Source organism: Bacilli bacterium (assembly GCA_036381315.1).
Classification (GTDB): Bacteria; Bacillota; Bacilli; order Paenibacillales; family KCTC-25726; genus DASVDB01.
In genome coordinates this window covers 1-3,145 of sequence record DASVDB010000054.1, presented here as the reverse complement: position 1 = coordinate 3,145, position 3,145 = coordinate 1, and the positions used below count along the sequence as shown (strand labels likewise).

Here is a 3,145-nt window from a genome sequence, read left to right as displayed (position 1 = left end):
CAAAAAGCGCGAGGAATTTTCTCCGATCGAGTTTGTAACCGGAAGAGTAAAACGCATCTCGAGCATTCTGGAAAAGGCGGCTCGCCTCAATGTCGCGATGGATCAATTGGAGACAGGAATCGAGGATATCGCCGGCATTCGCATCATGTGCCAGTTTGTCGAGGACATCGGCCGCGTGGCCAAGCTTATTCATGAACGCAAGGATATGAAAGTTGTTTACGAAAAAGATTACATCACCAACAAGAAAGAAAGCGGCTACCGCAGTTTTCATGTCATTGTGGAATATCCGGTGCAAACCGGGTTGGGGATGAAGCCCGTGCTGGCGGAAATCCAAATCCGCACGCTCGCCATGAATTTTTGGGCGACGATCGAGCATTCGTTAAATTACAAATTCAAGTCGGAGCTGCCGGAGGAATTGCGGGTGCGGCTGCAAAAGGCGGCGGAAGCCGCGTTCAAGCTGGATGAGGAAATGTCCAGCATCCGGGAAGAAATTGTCGAAGCGCAAAAGTTGTTTGAAGACAATTCGAATCTGGTATCGCGAATCTTGAGCGACATTCAGGAACTGTATTTTTACCGGAAAATTCGCGAGGCGGCGCAATTTCAACTGCGATTTAACGAGCTGTGGGAGGCTGACGACATCTGGGGGCTGAAGCATTTGTCCGAACAACTGCAAGAAGCGATTGCGCGGGCCAAACAGTTTGATGTGTAGGGATAAATAAGCTTTGGCTTCGGCACATGCAAAAATAAAAAGGCAGCGCCAATCGCGCTGCTTTCGGAACTTGGGAAAAAAGGCCATGATTAATCGTATGATTATTTGTATTTTTGAAAGAAATCAATAAAGTCCTGTTCCGTGTGCCCGCCGTCTCCCGGTTCTTCTTCCGCGCCGCCGTACAGCCGGTCGACTTCCTTTCCGTCTTTGTAATATACGATGGTTGGAGTTCCTTCAATGTTGTAATCTAGCCAGCCGTCCCGGAATTCTAACAGGTTAAATTGTTTCAAGTCGATGCCCACCTGTTTCGCCAACGGGTTGACGATTGGAGTCGTAATTTTGCAATGCGGGCATGTCGGCTGGAAAAAGTAGACGAACAGGCTTTCTTTGTTGTCCAATGCCGCCTTCAGTTCATCGGGCAAGATGATATTCTGATAATTCGGGTCGTCAAACTGCGCCCGCGTCTCCTTGGAAAGCTGCGAAGCTTTCATATGATACGGATTGTCCGTGCTGTTCAGTTTGCTGTCGGAGAGCGCCTTAAGGCCGGCCATTGCGGCAAAGAGAGCGACAATCACCGCCAGGTAAATCATCAGCTTTTTCATAATCCACCTTCTTTCAACAACATGTTTTGCATGGACAAGCTGATTTTCATTATAAACGAAATCGGGCAGAATGTGAATGTGCCAGCAAACGGCCGAGATCGGCATCATTAGACCAAATTGCTATTGGAGCGGCTTATAGTGGGAAAACTTCCGGAATTGTTTGTGGAAAAAATGGCGTCATTGCTGGGTGATGAGGCGGCGCAGTTTTTTGCTTCCTATGATCGACCGCGTCATTACGGCTTGCGCTTGAATACGTTGAAAATTTCGCGGGAAACGTTTTGTGCTCTGTCGCCGTTTCCGCTTTCGCCGGTGCCTTGGTGCGGCAACGGGTTTTATTATCATGCAAAGGTGCGTCCGGGGAAGCATCCTTATTATTATGCGGGGCTGTATTATATCCAGGAGCCCAGCGCAATGTCGGCGGCGGAATTGTTGGCGGTGCAACCGGGGGATAAAGTGCTCGATCTGTGCGCCGCGCCAGGCGGAAAAACGACGCAACTTGCAGCCAAATTGCAAGGGCAAGGCTTAATTGTCGCCAATGACATTTCCGCCGAGCGGGTGAAAGCGCTGGTCAAAAACATCGAGTTGTTCGGAGTGCGCAATGCGGTGGTGCTGAACGAGACGCCCGAACGGCTGATGCGGCCTTTTTCCCGCTTTTTTAATAAAATATTGCTGGATGCGCCCTGCTCAGGCGAAGGCATGTTTCGCAAAGACGACGATATGCCGGCTGTTTGGTCCCCTGATTCCGTCAAGGCATGCGCAGCCATGCAGCGCGACATTCTCGAGACCGCGGTTAAGATGCTTGCGCCCGGCGGCACGATCGTCTATTCGACATGCACTTTTTCGCCGGAGGAAAACGAAGCGCAAATCGCCGCATTTTTACAGCGCCATCCGGCGTTTTCGGTCGTCCCGTATCCGGCTGATCAGGGGTTTTCCCCCGGCAGACCCGAGTGGGTCGCCCGCGTAACCGAAGCCCAACGACCGGGCGATGAGATGTTGCGGCAACAAGCCGCGGTAACCAAACATACGGCGCGAATCTGGCCGCACCGGGTTGCGGGCGAAGGGCATTTTATCGCGATTTTGCGCCATAACGGCGAGGGTGCTTCCAAGGGCGGTTCCGATGATGCGCCCATAAGCATGAACGGGCAAATAAACAAACAAACAAACGGGCATGGACACTTGCGGAAAAAGCCGCAAAAGCCCCGGAAGGAATTGGCGGAAGCATTCAGCTTCACGCCGCTCTATGATTTTGCCGCGCAACTGGGCATTGAATTGCCGCCGGGCAAGCTTGTTTCCTATGGCGAATATGTCTACGTTTCGCCGGGCGATTTGCCGGATTTAGACGGTCTGAAGGTGGCCCGTCCCGGCTGGTATGTCGGAAATATCCGCAACAAGCGGTTTATTCCTTCGCAAGCGTTAGCGATGGGGTTAAAGGCCTGCGCCATCCGGCGCACGGTCAATTTTGCCGCAAGCTCGCTGGAAACGGAACGCTACCTGAAAGGCGACACGCTGGAGATCGCCCCGGAGCGGATTGAAACCGCGCCAGGCGTAGCCGCAAAAGGATACTGTCTCGTCTGTACGGACGGCTATCCGCTTGGTTGGGGCAAATATCAGGACGGCATTCTGAAAAACGAATATCCGGCGGGCTGGAGGTGGATTTGGTGAGCAAAACCGAACGGTTGGACAAAATTTTGGCGCATATGGGATACGGTTCGCGCAGCACCTTGAAACAGATGATCAAACAGGGGCTTGTCCGGGTAAACGGCAAAACCGCAACGGACAGCGGCATGCACGTCGATCCGCAAACCGATCGCATTACAGTCGGCGGGAAGGCTGT

Annotated in this window: 4 protein-coding genes; 3 read left to right on the top strand and 1 reads right to left on the bottom strand. The window is 52.4% G+C overall.

The genetic code is table 11. The features are described 5' to 3' along the window. Positions 1-709: GTP pyrophosphokinase family protein (locus VF260_04180; GenBank protein HEX7056381.1), on the top strand; the 709-nt coding region annotated here is incomplete at its 5' end. Between the two features lie 101 nt (positions 710-810). Here VF260_04180 and VF260_04175 read toward each other — a convergent pair. Continuing rightward, positions 811-1,311, bottom strand: coding sequence for a thioredoxin family protein (locus VF260_04175; protein HEX7056380.1), 501 nt, complete (start codon positions 1,309-1,311; stop codon positions 811-813). Between the two features lie 138 nt (positions 1,312-1,449). Between VF260_04175 and VF260_04170 the strand changes: the two genes are divergently transcribed. Then, entirely contained in the window at positions 1,450-2,973 is a 1,524-nt protein-coding gene (locus tag VF260_04170; protein ID HEX7056379.1) for an RsmB/NOP family class I SAM-dependent RNA methyltransferase, read from the top strand. After that, positions 2,961-3,145: S4 domain-containing protein (locus tag VF260_04165; protein ID HEX7056378.1), on the top strand; the 185-nt coding region annotated here is incomplete at its 3' end. The genes VF260_04170 and VF260_04165, both read left to right, overlap by 13 nt.

What these genes read in the sequence shown, in the direction of transcription:
- VF260_04175 (HEX7056380.1), bottom strand. Translation starts at nt 1,311, where the DNA reads ATGAAAAAGCTGATGATTTACCTGGCGGTGATTGTCGCTCTCTTTGCC.